Genomic DNA, 13,892 nt, shown 5'->3' on the forward strand with positions numbered 1-13,892 from the left:
GGCCACCGGCGCGGGGGCCGGGGACGCGGTGGGGCCCCGGGGCGGTGGGGGCGCGGCGGGCGGGCCGCCGTCCGGCTGCGGCTGGTGCAGGCCGGGCAGCCGGCCCGTGCCGGCCAGGGTGGCGCCCACGGCGCCGAGCCCCACGCCGGACAGCACCAGCACCGTGCCGAACAGCAGGCCGAGCAGGGTGGAGACGAGACGCCGGCCGCGCCGCCGCGCGGCGTGCTCCCGCCGCTGCGGGGGCCGGGCGGGGCGCGGTTCGCCGCCCTTCCTGACCCGCCACCGGCCCCCTCACACGCACTGCTTCCAGTTGCCTCCCGTGCCGCCGGGCAGCGGCTTGGGGCGCAGGGCCGCCTGCTCCATGGAGCACCTCCCTTGATCTGCTGCCCGGCGGACCGGACGGCGACGAGCCACGAACGAGCGAGTAATGAGGACGAGTGAGTAATGAGGACGAGCTACGAACGGGTGAGACCGAGCGGACGGACGCCGCTCAGCCGGGCACGGGCACGGACGGCGTGCGGTGCGGCAGGAATCTGTGGGTGCGGCGGGAGAGCCAGGCTTCCTTGTAGCGGTCCACGTTGTGATGCCAGTGGAGGATGCCCGCCATCCAGTTGCGCAGGTCCTCGACGTACTGCTCCATGACCGCCCGCGCGTCCTGCGAGAGCGCGAAGTCCTCGTACAGCCTGGGGAGCTCGTGGGACACGACATGCTCGAACTGGCGCAGACGCTGGTCCATCAGGTCGTGCACGATGCGCAGGCCGCGCGGGTAGTCGCAGCCGAAGAAGTTCTGCACGACGAGGATCGCGTTGTGGATCTCGCCCTCGTACTCGATCTCCTTCTGGTAGGAGAACACATCGTTGATCAGGCATCCGTAGTCGATGGCGGCGTTCTCCATCGAGCGCACCGGGCCGCTGCGGTACACCTCGGGCGGGACGGCCGGGCCGTGGCCCATTCGGCACATGCTGAGGGTGAGGTCGGAGCCGAAGGTCCGGCGGCGCATCTCGAGATAGTCGACCGGGTCCGGGATGCGGTGCTGCATCTGGTTGGCCAGCTCCCACAGCCAGCTCTCCGTCATGGCGTTCACCGCGTACTTCAGGGTGCGGCGCGCCTCGGGAGGCATGGCCGCCGTGGTGCGCGCCCACAGGTCGGTCAGGCCGCGTTCCATGGCGTTGACGGGCACGGTCGCCGGTTCGCCCTCGACAGGCATGCAGTCCGACAGACGGGCCGTGGTCAGCCGGGCGGCGGCCATATCACGGCGGTGGCCGTACACCAGCGGGTAGTAGTCGTCGCCGTACGTCCCCCAGGCGAGCCACTGGGCGCTGAGGTCGAGGGCCTCAGCCGTGGCGTCCGGGTCGAGCCCGGCGGAGCACAGGGCGAAGTCGCCGGCGGCGAGCTTGTCCTCGTCCCACACGCCCTCGCTGAGGATGCCCATCCGGTGGCACCAGCGGACCAGTTGCTCCCGGGAGGTTTCGAGGTGCGGGCAGAGCCGCACCGGGATCGGCATGCGCAGATCGGGGATCCGGGACGGTCCGACCTTCTGGTACGGCACATGGGTGTAGGCACGCAGCCGCTCGGCTCCCGCCGACGCGAGCAGCGCCCGGACGTCGGCGGCCGAGGCCCCCGCCCCCTTGGGGCCGTCCCACGGGCGCCGGTCGAGCGCGCCCTCGTTCATGTACCGGCTGGAGCGCATGTGCCACTCGTGGCCTCCGGACTGCCAGTCCTGCAGCCCCCTGGCGTACGCCGCGACGGCCGCCACCTCGTCCGGGCCGAGCCCCTTCTCCAGGGCGATCGCGGGGACTTCGGTGAACGCGGTGTGCTCGAACTGCTGGAGCCGTGAGGTGAGGACGTCGTTGACCAGGTCGGCGGCCTCCTGGGTGCTGCAGCCGAAGAAGGTCTCCAGCACCAGGACGCCATTGCTGAGTTCGCCCTCCTCCTCGACCTCGCGCTGGTAGGAGAACAGGTCGTTGCGCAGGTGCACGGCGTCGGAGAAGGTCTCCATCAGCACCCGGAGCGGCCGGGTGCCGGCGACGGCGGCCGGGACCTCGGCGGTCGCGTACTCGACCAGCCCCGCCGACCAGGGCGCGCCGCCGACCTTGCGGCGCATCTCGATGTACTCGACCGGGTTGGCGATCCGCCCCTCGTTGATGTTGGACAGCTCCCACAGCGACTCGTTGAGCAGATGCTCGGTGGCGACGGCGAACCGGCGGCGCCAGCGGGCGGACATGGCCGGTACCGTGCGCGCCCACAGGTCGGCGAGGCCGGCCTCGACCGGATTCTGCGGCTCGGGCACGGGCGTCGCGTCGTCGAGCGGCATGAACAGCGGCAGCCGGTCCAGGTGGGCCTGGCCGGCGGCGCGGTCCTGGGTGCGTTTGTACTTCTCCAGGAAGTGGTCGTCGAAGAAGAAGACCCACACGTACCAGTCGGTGATGAGCGAGAGCGCGGGCCCGTCGCAGTCGGGGTGGGTGTAGGCGCAGAGCAGGCCGTAGTCGTGCGCGTCGAGATCGGCCTGCTCCCAGACCCCGGAACCCTCCAGCATGCCCATCTCGCGCGCCCACGCCGTCGAGTGGGCCCGGGCCTCGTCGACATGCGGGTTCAGCCGCGCGGGATGCGGCAGGTAGAAGTGCGGGAGTTCGAACGGCTGCGTCATGGCCGGGAGCTACCCGTGGGTCCGTGGCCGCATCCTCCGGCCCGGACATGATCACACCATCGCGTGAACCGGTGGTGAAACGGGAGTTCAGGCCTTATGTCCGGACCTGGATCAGGGCGTGGGTGCCTGCGGTGCGCCAGCGGCCGTCGGGCTCGGCCTTGTCCAGCGCCGCCACGGTGTCCGCGCTCAGGCCGGTGATCACATCGGACTTGAGCGTGCGCAGCGCGGCGACCGGGCCCGGGAACCAGTCGGTGACCTCGGCGAACGGGGTGGTCGGCGGCCAGAGCCGGTCGCCCACCAGGCGGCGGTAGTTGAGGTCGCCCTTGACCACGGTGACGGTGGCCGAGGCGAAATCGGCGCGCAGGTCGTCCGGCATCTCGGCGTACGGCAGCGGGGCGCAGGAGAAGGGGTGTGCGCGCAGCACCAGCCGGCCGTCGCCGAGGGCGGACCACAGGCGGCGCCCGGAATCGGCCGCCGCTCCCCCGGCCCCGGTCAGCCGGCGCAGCGCGTCGATCACATCGGTGCCGGTGGCGTCGGAGACGTAGTAGGGGTACGGCTTGACGTGCAGCACGGCCCGCGCGATCAGGCCGTGGGTCAGCAGATGGTCCAGAAGCAGCAGATCGGGGACGAGTTCACCGCCCGCGTTGTCGGCGACCAGGCAGAGCGTGCCCGTGCCGGAGGTGCCGAGCAGCGGCCAGAGCCGCTCGCTGTCGTCGGCCAGCAGACCGGGGACGGCGTCGGTCTCGCGGGTGCCCTCGGCGGACAGCCGGAAGCCGAGGTCGGCGCGGTTGCCCCAGAGGGAGCCGTGCAGCAGGGCGCGGGCCTGTTCGTCCGCGGGTCGGCCGGTGAGTTCGTCGAGCGCGGCCAGTTCCTCGTCGGTGGCGGGCGAGTCGAGTTCGGCGAGTTTGGCGGGGCGGAAGGGGTCGATGCCCTGCCAGGGGCCGGGGGCGAAGTAGCCGACGGCCTCCAGCAGCAGGCGGTAGAACCAGCTCTCGGACCACAGCCAGGGCACCTCGTACCAGGACCTGCCGGCGTACGCGGTCATCCCCCACTCCTCCCAGCGCGCCCGGTCGGGGGCGTCCGCCGGAAGGAGTTCGATCTCGCCCTCGGTGCAGTTGGCCAGCAGTGCGTCGAGCGCCCGCTGCTGGTGGGGTTCGTACGGGAAGGCCTCGCGCACCTGCCGGATGATCGCGGGGTGCCGCTCGGACAGCACGCTGTGCGGGAACGAGCCGGGTTCGGCGCCGAGGATCACGGGGGCGGTGGGGGTGTCGGGCATGCCGCTCACGGTAACGCGCGTCCGCGGCCGGACGCGGCACGTCACACCTGGGCGATCACGTCAGACGGGGGCGATGCACACGGGGGCGTTTCACACGGGGGGTCACACAGGGGGGTTCACACAGGGGGGTTCACACAGGGGCGATCTCGCGTTCCAGACGGGCGGCCAGGCTGAGGTAGCGGGCGCGGCGGGTCACCGGGACCAGGCCGCGTATGAGCAGATGCCACATCTCCGCCGTGCGGCGCGGCTGCCGGGCGACCGGTTCGCGGGAGCGGCCCACGACGCGGGTGCCGACGAAGAAGCAGACCAGGGAGTGGGCGACGACATCGACGTCGACGTCCGGGTGGATGTCGGCCTCCTTGACCGCGCCGACGAGCCGGGCGGTGACGATGTCCAGCCACTCGGTGAACGGATGGGTCAGCGGCGGGCGGGGCCGGGTGCCGCCGGTGGCCAGGCGCAGGCCGGCCCGCAGCACGGGGTCCTCGGCGGACAGGCGGGCTATGCCGAAGGTGAGGCGCATCAGCGCCTCCAGCGAGGTGTGACCGCGGTTCTCGGTGTCCCTGGCCAGGCGGCGGCAGGTGGCGGACTGCAGTTCCAGGATGGCGTGGGCCAGGTCCTCCTTGGCCGCGAAGTGGAAGTAGAGCGCCCCCTTGGTGACCTGGGCGTGTTCGACGATGTCGCTGAGACTGGTCGATTCGTAGCCCTGCCGGTCGAACAGGTCGGCGGCGGCTCTGATGATCGTCGCGCGGGTCTGCTCGGCGCGTACCTGCCTCGCCATCGACTGAACTCCTGTGCCGGGAAAGGAACGGGTCATGCCGTTTGTTTTTACCGTGCGTACACAATAACTCACCGTCAGGCCGCGTTCACCACACAGGTCGGACCGTGATCAGGCACACAACCGGCAAAAGTAGTCCTGCCGTTCAAAGAAAACAGCACGTCCGGTATCTGATTGTGGCAGCCCGGGGCCGACATGAGAAGGCGGGCCGGCCGGTGCCCCATCCGCACCCGCCGGCCCGCCTGTCCGTGCGCGGCCGAACCGCGCTGTCTCAGAAGGACCTTGAGAAGGTCATTGAGAAGGTCATTGAGAAGGTCGTTCTGAAGGTCGTTCAGAAGGTCAGCTGCCAGCCGTTCAGCCGCCCGGTGTCCCAGGCCGCCGTGTCCCGCACGCGCACCTTCCAGGTGCCGTTGGCGCTCTCTGCGGAGGCGTCGACGGTGTAGGTGGTGCGCACGTCGTCCGCCGAGTCGGAGCCGCTCGCGGACTTCAGCCGGTACGCCGAACCGTCCGGCGCCACCAGGTCGATGACGAGGTCACCGCGGTAGGTGTGGGTGATGTCCACGCCGACCCGCAGGTTGGAGGGGGCGTTGCCGCTGCGGCCGCTCACGGTGATCGGCGACTCGATCGCCGAGCCGTTGTCCGGAATGGAGACGGCGGTGCTGCTCGAGTACGTCGTGCCGGTGGGCGTTCCGCCGAGGACCGCCTGGACGGTCTTCGCCGCGTCGGCCAGGCCGGCGCCGCAGCCGCCGGAGCAGGTGCCGGGCAGGGCACGGGCGTTGGCTTTGATCGCCGACTCGATCTGGGCCGGGGTGAGCGCGGGGTTCGCCGACTTCATCAGCGCGGCCAGGCCCGCGATGTGCGGGGTGGCCATGCTGGTGCCCTGGTAGTGGGCGTATGTCGGCGGCGAGGTCGGAGTGGCTGACGTAGCCGGTGTCGAGGACGGCGACGGTGACGCCGCTGCCGGTGGCGAGGTCCCAGGCGCCCGGCACCCGCATGCCGGCGGTGGACTCGAACAGGTCCCACTGCTTGCCGTACTCGGTGTCGTCCGGGGTGGCGAGCGGCTTGTTGAGGCGGTCGGGGACGACGTAGGCGACCTGCGGGTCGGCCTCGTACTCGGCGACGACCTCGGCGACGTCCGAGCGGCCGGCCCGCTCGTCCAGCTCGACCAGGGCGGCGCCGGTGCCCAGGCGGCGCTCGAAGCCGACGTCCTCGCCGGCCTTGCGGCCCTTGGCGGCGGCGTCGGCGGCGGCCGCCTTGTCCGAGGTGGCCTCGGCGGCACCGGACTTGTAGCCGACGATGAGCCGCTCGGCCGGGGTGCCGGGGGCGGCCTCGGTCAGCGCCGCGGGGACGGCCGGCTCGGGGACGTCCTGGGCGACGGCGACCTGGGAGCTGGCCATCATCAGGGCGGCGGAGAGGGCGGCGACGGATATCGAGGTCCGTCTGAGCGAGGCGTTCGTGGGGGAGGTACGCAAGGGTGTGCCTTTCGTGCCGGACTCCGGCCAGCGGAGTTGGGGAGAAGGGTCGATCCGCTTCGTCCTCGAAGCGGCGGGGGTGGATCGACGTGCGGCGTCGGCCGGCCAGGCGCGAGCAGCGTGCCCTGCGGGGTTACCGGTGGGTCGGCTGCGGAGGGACGATAGGCAGGGCGCGGCACGGCGGGATACGGGGAAACCCTCGATCCGGCCGGAAAACCACCCTCGACGCCCTTGAGGGTCCCGGCAGTCGACCGTAATGGGACCGCTATGCCCCGCCTCGTGGCGAGGGTGAACGCGCCGGGCGGTTCTTCCGTACTGCACGGAGGGGAACGGGTCTGCGAGGACGGACCCACCGCGGGCGTCGGCCGGACCGGCGCCGGCACGGCCCGGTCGAGCCGCGCGGTGGCGCCGCCCCCGCAGAACCGTCCCCTGCCCCGCACGGCCGCCCCGGCCGTCACCTCCCCCGCGCCGAGGAGGCGTTACGGATGTCCCGGACGACCGCACACCGCGCGGCACTCGCGGCCGCCCTGGTGACCCCGCTGCTGCTGCCCCTGACGACGGCGGCACCCGCACGGGCGCACGGGGCACCCACGGACCCGGTGAGCCGGGTGCTGGCCTGCTCGCCCGAGGGCGGGGAGCGCGCCCGGTCGGCGGCGTGCCGGGCGGCCGTCGCCGCCAACGGGGCGCCCTTCACCGCCTGGGACAACCTCCGGGTGCCGAACGTGAACGGCGCCGACCGGCAGCGCATCCCGGACGGGAAGCTGTGCAGCGGGGGCCTGCCCGCCTACCGGGGCCTGGACCTCCCGCGCGCCGACTGGCCGGCCACCCGGGTGTCGCCCGGCGCGGCCCTGCCGATGAGGTACGTCTCGACGATCCCCCACGAGGGCACCTTCCGGATGTACCTCACCAAGCCCGGCTACGATCCGGCCAAGCCGCTGACCTGGTCCGATCTGCCCGCCAAGCCGTTCGCCGAGGTGACCGACCCGCCGCTGACGAAGGGCGCCTACCGCTTCCGCGTCACCCTGCCGTCCGACCGGACAGGACGTCATGTGCTGTACACGATCTGGCAGAACAGCAGCACCCCGGACACCTACTACTCGTGCTCGGACGTGGTGTTCCCGGAGTCGAAGCAGGAGCAGAAGCAGGATCAGGGGGCAGAGGCCGGGCGGGGGTCCGGCGCGGGTGCGGCGAAGGCCGAGGAGCGGAAGGCCGCCTCGCGGGACCGGAAACCCGAGGCATCGGGCACGCCCGGGGACGGTGCGGCGCCCTCCGGAGGGACAGCTTCCGGCGACGGGACTCCGGCCGCCGCGGCGGCGAAGGCGGCCCCCGCGGCCGCGTCCGGGCCCTCCGCTCCGATGGTGGCCGGGGGCGCGGCGGCCGTGCTGCTGCTCACCGCGGGCGCCGTACTGGCACCCCGGCTGCGGCGGCGCTGAGCCGTGGACCGGCTCCGCTTCATCACAATGCGGCAGCATCAACGCATCCGGGACGACTGGTCACTTGACGGCCGGCCGTTCCGCGCGATTGGCTCCTCGCCTCCTGCTCCTGCTCGGCCGCACAGCGAGGTCCGTACGCCCATGACTCTTTCCGGTGGACGACGGGGACCTGTCCCGGGGGGACACGCTGCGGGAGAGCCGCCCTTAAGTGCCGAGGACCAGGGGGACGTGGAGGGCGGCATGGACGAGGCCGACGCGGACGACCCGGACTGCCCCGCCGCCGGTACGCCGGCGGACCGCCTCACCGGCCACGACGGGGACCCCGCCGCCGGTACGCCGGGCACCGAGGCGGACCACGCCGCCGGGACCGCCATGGCTCCCGGGACCGCAACAGATCCCGCGACCGCCGCGGATCCCGCGACCGCCGCGGATCGCCCCTGTCCCGCCGGCGGGCTCGCCCCGCTCCCCCGGCGTGTGCCGCAGGGCAGGCCGGCCGCCGAGGGTCATGCCGAGATGCCGTCGGCCGCCGGCGACTTCACCGCGGAGCGCGCCGCCGCCTCGCTCGCCGCGTTCCAGCGTGGCACGCTCCTCGCCCGTGGCGAGGAGGCACCCGCAGCCGACACGACCGAAGGAACACCGCCATGACACGCCCCGTCCCCCCTGCGAACGCCCAGCTGGACAAGCTGCTCACCGGACTCGTGGAGCGGGTCGCGGAGGTGAACCACGCCGTGGTGCTGTCCGAGGACGGGCTGGTGATCAGCAGATCCACGGGGTTCCTGCGCGACGACGCGGAGCGGCTCGCCGCGAGCGCGTCCGGGCTGATGAGCCTGAGCAAGGGCGTCAGCATGGACTTCCGGGGCGGGCCGGTGCGCCAGGCGCTGGTGGAGATGGCCAACAGCTACCTGGTCCTGACGTCGGCCGGCCCCGGGGCGCAGCTCGTCGTGCTCACCGGTCCGGGCGCCGACGTCGGTGTGGTGGCGTACCAGATGAACATGCTGGTCAAGCAGATCGGCGAGCATCTGCGGGCGGCCCTGCGGAGCGTCACCGCCGGGCCCGGTGCCGGGCCCGGCGTGTGAAGCCGCTTCACGACCGCCCGTCGGTGATCCGTCCGGCCTGGTGACCGGTCCGGTGCGGGGTCAGTCCAGTCCGGCCGACTTCAGCCATGCCTTCGCCACGTCCAGCGGGTCCTTCTTCTCCAGCTGCACCTGCGCGTCCAGCTTCAGCAGGGTCTCGGTGTCGAGCTTCGCGGACACCGCGTCGAGGGCGTCCACGCCCTCCTTCGGCAGCCCTTCCTTGCTGACCAGCGGGGTGACGTTGGCGAAGCCGAAGAGGTTCTCCGGGTCCTTCAGGACGACGAACTTCTCCTTCACGATGGTCGGGTCGGTGGTGAAGATGTTCGCCGCCTGGACGGTGTTGCGGGTGAGGGCCGCCTGGGTCAGCGGTCCGCCCGCGTCGAGCGCCTTGAAGGACTCGAACTCCAGGCCGTAGACGGACTTCAGGCCCTTGAGCCCGTGGTGGCGGGTCTGGAACTCCGGCGAGCCGCCGATCACCAGCTTCGGTGCCACGTCCTTGAGGTCGGCGAGCGTGGAGGAGGCGGTGAGCTGGTACTTCTTCGCCGTCTCGGCGTTGACGCTGACCGAGTCCTTGTCCTCGGCGGGCGAGGACTGAAGCAGCGTCAGCCCCTTGTCCAGCTTGGCCTTGACGGCGGCGTTCACCTCTTCGACGGACTTCTGCTCCGCCTCGGGGTCGAGGTAGGCGAGCAACGAGCCGTTGTACTCGGGCAGAACGGTGATGGAACCGTTCTTCATCAGGCCGTACGTCGTCTCACGGCTGCCGATGTTGTGCTTGTAGGTGACCTTGATGCCCTTGGCCTTGAGGGCCTCGCCGTAGATGTCGGCGAGCAGGGTGCTCTCGGCGAAGTTGTTGGAGCCGACGACGACGGTGCCGGCCTCGGCCTTCTCCTCGGCGAGGGGGTTGTCGGAGGTGTCACCGGAGCCGCCGCAGCCCGCGAGCAGCGCCGCCACGGCGGTGAGCACGACGGCCGCCGCGCCGGTGTGCCTCGTCCTGGACCTGCTGCTGTGCGCGCTGGCGGTAGAAGTCATTCACCGATCCAATCCAGCCGCTTCACGATCAGTCAAGGCCGTCCGGGTTACGTTTTGCGACACAGGTGGGGGCGTCCGAGGACGCCTTGTGACGCCCGGGAGGGCCCTGAGGGCCGTGAGGGCATCCCCGGCCTCGCCCGGCTGCGGGCCAGGTCACGTTCTGCGCCTGCGCACCCCCGGTGAGACCGCCAGCCGTCCGGCCGCCCAGAACACTGCGATGGTGACGAGCGCGAGGAGGGCGACGAGCGTGGCGCCGCCGACCACCTTCTCGTAGTCCCGCTGGTAGAGGCCGTCGACGATGTAGCGGCCCAGCCCGCCGAGGGAGACGTACGCGGCGATGGTGGCCGTCGACACGATCTGGATGGCCGCCGAGCGCAGCCCGCTGAGGATCAGCGGCAGCGCGACCGGGAGTTCGACCTGGAAGAGGATGCGTGACTCGTGCATGCCCATGCCGCGGGCGGCGTCCACCGGCGCGGGGTCGACGGAGCGCACCGCCTCGTAGGTGGTGACGAGGATCGGCGGGACGGCGAGCACCACCAGCGGGATCATCACGGGCAGCAGTCCGAAGCCCATGGTGACCACGATCAGCACCAGCAGGCCGAAGCTGGGCAGGGCGCGGGCGGCGGTGGCGATGAAGGCGATGGCGTTGCCGCCGCGTCCGGTGTGCCCGGTGAGCAGGCCCGCGGGCAGGCCGACGGCGGCGGCCATGGCGAGGGCGAGCAGGGTGTACTGGATGTGTTCCAGGAGGCGCTGCGGGATGCCGTCGTAGCCGTGCCAGTGGGCGCTGTCGCTGAAGAAGGCGTCGGCGAAGTTGAGGACGTTCACCGGGCCACCACCTCCGCCTCGGCCCGTTCCCGCGTCGCGGCGGCTGCCCGGGGGCGTCCGCCCGAGCCGCGGGGCATCCACGGGGTGAGCACTCTGCGCAGCAGCACCAGCACGGCGTCGCACAGGATGGCCAGTGCGGCCGTGGTAAGCACGGAGTTGACGGCGAGTTCGGGCCGGTCGTACTTCTGCGCGGCGGCCAGCAGATTGCCGAGCGCGCCCTGGTTGCCGATCAGGGCGCCCACGCTGACCAGGGAGATGCTGGACGCGGTGGCGACCCGGAGGCCGGCGATGACGGCGGGCGCGGCGATCGGCAGCTGCACCTGGAGATAGCGGCGCACGGGGCCGAAGCCCATGGCGGTGGCGGCGGCGAGCGTCTCCTGCGGCACCGAGCGCACGGCGTCGACGATCGCCGGGACCAGCACCACCAGGCTGTAGACGGCCAGCGGGATCATCACGGTGAGTTCGGTCTGGCCGGTGTAGTCGATGAGGACGACGAAGAAGGCCAGGGAGGGGATGGCGTAGAGGACAGTGGTCACGCCGAGCACCGGTGCGTACAGCCAGCGCAGGCGGACGCACAGCTGGGCGAGGGGCAGGGCGAGCAGCAGTCCGGCGGCCACCGGCAGCAGCGCCTCGCGCACATGCAGTCCGACCAGGCCGAGCCAGCTGTGCTGGAGGTCGCTGGGGATGTCGAAGAAGCCGTTCACGAGGCGACCTCGGCCTTGTCCGCCCTGTCGTTCTCGTCCGCGTCACGGGACTTGCCGGACTCCTCGGCCTGCTGAGAGGTGTCCGTGCGGCTCTCGGTGTGGGCGGTGCGGATCGCCTCGGCGATGGTCTGCTGCGAGACCACGCCGGTCACCCGGCCGGTGCCGTCCACGGCGACGGCCCAGCCGGTGGGCGAGAGCACGGCGCAGTCCAGGGCGGCGCGGAGCGAGTCGGTGCCGGGCACGAACGGGCGGCCGTGCGGCAGCAGCCGCTCGGTGTCGACGGGCCCCGCGCTCGCCTCGCGCCGGTCGGCCCAGCCGAGCGGGCGGCCGTCGGCGTCGGTCACCAGCAGGTGCGGGGTGCCGGAGGCGGCGATGCGCCCGGCGTCCGCGTCCGCCGTGATGACCGGCTCGGTGGTCAGTTCCAGGGTGGCGGAGGAGAAGAAGGAGAGCCGGCGGATGCCGCGGTCGGCACCGAGGAAGTCCTCGACGAAGCCGTCGGCGGGGGCGGAGAGCAGCTCGGCGGGCGGGGCGTACTGGGCGAGCCGGCCGCCCTCGCGCAGCACGGCGACCATCGTGCCCAGCTTGATCGCCTCGTCGATGTCATGGGTGACGAAGACGATCGTCTTGCCCAACTCGTCCTGCAGCCGCAGCAGTTCGTCCTGGAGCCCCTTGCGCACCACGGGGTCGACGGCGGAGAAAGGCTCGTCCATCAGCAGCACCGGCGGATCGGCGGCGAGCGCCCGCGCCACTCCGACGCGCTGCTGCTGACCGCCGGAGAGCTGGTACGGGTAGCGCTTGGCCAGCGCGGTGTCCAGCCCCACCCGCTCCATCAACTCCACCGCCCGCGCACGGGACTTCTGCTTGCCCCAGCCGAGCATGCGGGGCACGGTGGCGATGTTGTCGACGATGGTGCGGTGCTGGAACAGCCCGGCGTTCTGGATGACGTAGCCCATGGACCGGCGCAGGGCGGTGACCGGCCGGCGCTGGATGTCCTGGCCGTCGAGGAGGATGGTGCCCTCGGTGGGCTCCACCATCCGGTTGATCATGCGCAGGGTGGTGGTCTTGCCGCAGCCGGAGGGCCCGACGAGGACGGTGATCGAGCGGTCCGGGATCTCGAGCGACAGCCGGTCGACCGCCACCGTGCCGTCCGGGTACCGCTTTGTGACTGAATCGATCCGTATCAAGACGCCGAATGCCCTTCGGGTGGCGGAAAACTGGCCGGCTCACGCTCGCTGTCGCCGGTCGAGTCTAGACGCCGCCTCCGACAACGCCCGGATTCCGGACGCGCGGGGTCGCACGGCCGGTCCCTGCGGCCCGGGTCCCGCCACCGTGTCTTCACGGAGTCATCTCACGGGGCCTGGAGCGCTCTCACGGGTCTTGGAGTCTCCTCACGGAGTCTTACGGAGCGGTGACGTGCCGGGCGTGGTCCCGCTGCCGGGCGGGCGCGCGGACCTAGCGTGGGCACATGCGCGTACTGGTCACCGGCGGTGCCGGTGTCATCGGATCCCATGTCGTCGAGGCACTGCGGGCCCACGGCCACGAAGCGACGGTGTCCGACATCCGCTCCGACCCGGCGCACGACGTGCGCGGCCCGGACGCGGTGCGCCGCGCGCTGTCCGGCGTGGACGCCGTGTGCCACCAGGCCGCCAAGGTGGGGCTCGGCACCGGCTTCGGGGACGCGCCGGACTACGTCTCCCACAATGACCTGGGCACGGCGGTGCTGCTGGCGGCCATGGCGGAGGCGGGCGTGCGCCGGCTGGTGCTGGCCGGTTCGATGGTCGTGTACGGCGAGGGCCGCTACGACTGTCCGCGGCACGGCGTCGTACGGCCCGGCCCGCGCTCGGTCGCCGACCTGGACGCCGGCCGCTTCGAACCCCGCTGCCCGCACTGCGGCACCGGACTCGAACCCGGGCTGACCGCCGAGGACGCCCCGCTCGACCCGCGCAATGTGTACGCCACCACCAAGCTGGCGCAGGAGCACCTGGCGGCCGCCTGGGCCCGCAGCACCGGCGCCACCGCGGTGTCCCTGCGCTACCACAACGTGTACGGCCCCCGGATGCCCCGCGACACCCCCTACGCGGGCGTCGCCTCCCTCTTCCGCTCGGCCCTGGCCCGCGGCGAGGCACCGCGGGTCTTCGAGGACGGCCGCCAACGCCGCGACTTCGTGCACGTACGGGACGTGGCCCGGGCCAACGTCGCCGCTCTGGAGGCGGAGCCGCCGCGCGGCGCCCTCACCGCCTACAACACCGGCAGCGGCACCCCGCGCACGGTCGCGGAGATGGCACGCGCCCTCGCCGCCGCCTGCGGCGGCCCCGAGCCGGTCGTCACCGGCGAGTACCGCCTCGGCGACGTCCGCCACATCACCGCCGACTCCTCCCGCCTGCGCACGGAGCTGGGCTGGAAGCCGGAGGTGGAATTCGAGGAGGGGATGCGGGAGTTCGCGGCGGCGGGGCTGCGCGGCGACCCGTCGTGATGTCCCGGCGGCCCCGGACGCCGGCGGTTGGACGGGACGGCCGTCACGCCTCCGCCGCCGGCAGGCGGACCCGTCATGCCTCGGCCGCCGGGAGACACGGACCCGTCACGCCTCCGCCGCCGGCAGGCGGACCCGTCACGCCCCCACCGACAGGAGACACGGGCCCGTCACGCCCCCACCGACAG

General features: G+C 72.4%; 12 protein-coding genes and 1 pseudogene. 4 read left to right on the forward strand and 9 right to left on the reverse strand.

Going from position 1 to position 13,892, the window contains the following annotated elements:
- Window positions 1–490 precede the first annotated feature (490 nt).
- The 5 genes and pseudogenes from cyc2 to ABD198_RS30800 form a co-directional block, all read right to left on the reverse strand.
- On the reverse strand, window positions 491–2,647 hold the full coding sequence (gene cyc2 / locus ABD198_RS24760) for a germacradienol/geosmin synthase Cyc2 (protein WP_344005841.1): 2,157 nt from the start codon (window positions 2,645–2,647) through the stop codon (window positions 491–493).
- Window positions 2,648–2,741: 94 nt separating this feature from the next.
- Window positions 2,742–3,923 (reverse strand): damage-control phosphatase ARMT1 family protein, encoded by a 1,182-nt coding sequence (locus ABD198_RS24765; RefSeq protein WP_344005843.1) that lies wholly within the window; start codon window positions 3,921–3,923, stop codon window positions 2,742–2,744.
- Between the two features lie 130 nt (window positions 3,924–4,053).
- Window positions 4,054–4,701, reverse strand: coding sequence for a ScbR family autoregulator-binding transcription factor (locus ABD198_RS24770; RefSeq protein WP_344005846.1), 648 nt, complete (start codon window positions 4,699–4,701; stop codon window positions 4,054–4,056).
- Between the two features lie 328 nt (window positions 4,702–5,029).
- A complete protein-coding gene (locus ABD198_RS30795) occupies window positions 5,030–5,260 on the reverse strand; it encodes a proprotein convertase P-domain-containing protein (protein ID WP_425580541.1) in 231 nt (76 codons plus the stop codon).
- Between the two features lie 228 nt (window positions 5,261–5,488).
- Window positions 5,489–5,977: pseudogene (locus ABD198_RS30800) on the reverse strand (S8 family serine peptidase); the annotation flags it as partial.
- Window positions 5,978–6,655: 678 nt separating this feature from the next.
- Between ABD198_RS30800 and ABD198_RS24780 the strand changes: the two are divergent.
- From ABD198_RS24780 to ABD198_RS24790, 3 genes are all read left to right on the forward strand, one after another.
- A complete protein-coding gene (locus tag ABD198_RS24780; RefSeq protein ID WP_344005848.1) occupies window positions 6,656–7,603 on the forward strand; it encodes a lytic polysaccharide monooxygenase in 948 nt (315 codons plus the stop codon).
- Between the two features lie 240 nt (window positions 7,604–7,843).
- Window positions 7,844–8,248 (forward strand): hypothetical protein, encoded by a 405-nt coding sequence (locus ABD198_RS24785; protein WP_344005850.1) that lies wholly within the window; start codon window positions 7,844–7,846, stop codon window positions 8,246–8,248.
- Window positions 8,245–8,679 (forward strand): roadblock/LC7 domain-containing protein, encoded by a 435-nt coding sequence (locus tag ABD198_RS24790; protein ID WP_344005852.1) that lies wholly within the window; start codon window positions 8,245–8,247, stop codon window positions 8,677–8,679. Before ABD198_RS24785 ends, ABD198_RS24790 begins: the two co-directional genes overlap by 4 nt.
- A gap of 60 nt (window positions 8,680–8,739) precedes the next feature.
- Here the strand turns inward: ABD198_RS24790 and ABD198_RS24795 are convergent, their stop codons facing one another.
- The 4 genes from ABD198_RS24795 to ABD198_RS24810 all read right to left on the reverse strand — a co-directional run bounded on the left by ABD198_RS24795 (window position 8,740) and on the right by ABD198_RS24810 (window position 12,418).
- The gene (locus ABD198_RS24795) at window positions 8,740–9,705 is read right to left on the reverse strand and encodes an ABC transporter substrate-binding protein (RefSeq protein WP_344005854.1); all 966 of its coding nucleotides are present in this window, start codon (window positions 9,703–9,705) and stop codon (window positions 8,740–8,742) included.
- Window positions 9,706–9,858: 153 nt separating this feature from the next.
- Window positions 9,859–10,530, reverse strand: a complete 672-nt coding sequence (locus tag ABD198_RS24800; RefSeq protein WP_344005856.1) for an ABC transporter permease — start codon at window positions 10,528–10,530, stop codon at window positions 9,859–9,861.
- On the reverse strand, window positions 10,527–11,234 hold the full coding sequence (locus tag ABD198_RS24805) for an ABC transporter permease (protein WP_344005858.1): 708 nt from the start codon (window positions 11,232–11,234) through the stop codon (window positions 10,527–10,529). The genes ABD198_RS24800 and ABD198_RS24805 overlap by 4 nt, the downstream gene beginning before the upstream one ends.
- Window positions 11,231–12,418 (reverse strand): ABC transporter ATP-binding protein, encoded by a 1,188-nt coding sequence (locus ABD198_RS24810; protein WP_344005860.1) that lies wholly within the window; start codon window positions 12,416–12,418, stop codon window positions 11,231–11,233. The genes ABD198_RS24805 and ABD198_RS24810 overlap by 4 nt, the downstream gene beginning before the upstream one ends.
- A gap of 281 nt (window positions 12,419–12,699) precedes the next feature.
- Here ABD198_RS24810 and ABD198_RS24815 point away from each other — a divergent pair, with 281 nt between their 5' ends.
- Window positions 12,700–13,707: an NAD-dependent epimerase/dehydratase family protein gene (locus tag ABD198_RS24815; protein WP_344005862.1), complete on the forward strand. Its 1,008-nt coding sequence runs from the start codon at window positions 12,700–12,702 to the stop codon at window positions 13,705–13,707.
- Window positions 13,708–13,892: the final 185 nt, after the last annotated feature.

Origin of the sequence: Streptomyces thermocarboxydovorans (assembly GCF_039524635.1) — a bacterium.
GTDB lineage: Bacteria > Actinomycetota > Actinomycetes > Streptomycetales > Streptomycetaceae > Streptomyces > Streptomyces thermocarboxydovorans.

What these genes read in the sequence shown, in the direction of transcription:
- cyc2 (WP_344005841.1), bottom strand. Translation starts at nt 2,647, where the DNA reads ATGACGCAGCCGTTCGAACTCCCGCACTTCTACCTGCCGCATCCCGCG.
- ABD198_RS24765 (WP_344005843.1), bottom strand. Translation starts at nt 3,923, where the DNA reads ATGCCCGACACCCCCACCGCCCCCGTGATCCTCGGCGCCGAACCCGGC.
- ABD198_RS24770 (WP_344005846.1), bottom strand. Translation starts at nt 4,701, where the DNA reads ATGGCGAGGCAGGTACGCGCCGAGCAGACCCGCGCGACGATCATCAGA.
- ABD198_RS24780 (WP_344005848.1), top strand. Translation starts at nt 6,656, where the DNA reads ATGTCCCGGACGACCGCACACCGCGCGGCACTCGCGGCCGCCCTGGTG.
- ABD198_RS24785 (WP_344005850.1), top strand. Translation starts at nt 7,844, where the DNA reads ATGGACGAGGCCGACGCGGACGACCCGGACTGCCCCGCCGCCGGTACG.
- ABD198_RS24790 (WP_344005852.1), top strand. Translation starts at nt 8,245, where the DNA reads ATGACACGCCCCGTCCCCCCTGCGAACGCCCAGCTGGACAAGCTGCTC.
- ABD198_RS24795 (WP_344005854.1), bottom strand. Translation starts at nt 9,705, where the DNA reads ATGACTTCTACCGCCAGCGCGCACAGCAGCAGGTCCAGGACGAGGCAC.
- ABD198_RS24815 (WP_344005862.1), top strand. Translation starts at nt 12,700, where the DNA reads ATGCGCGTACTGGTCACCGGCGGTGCCGGTGTCATCGGATCCCATGTC.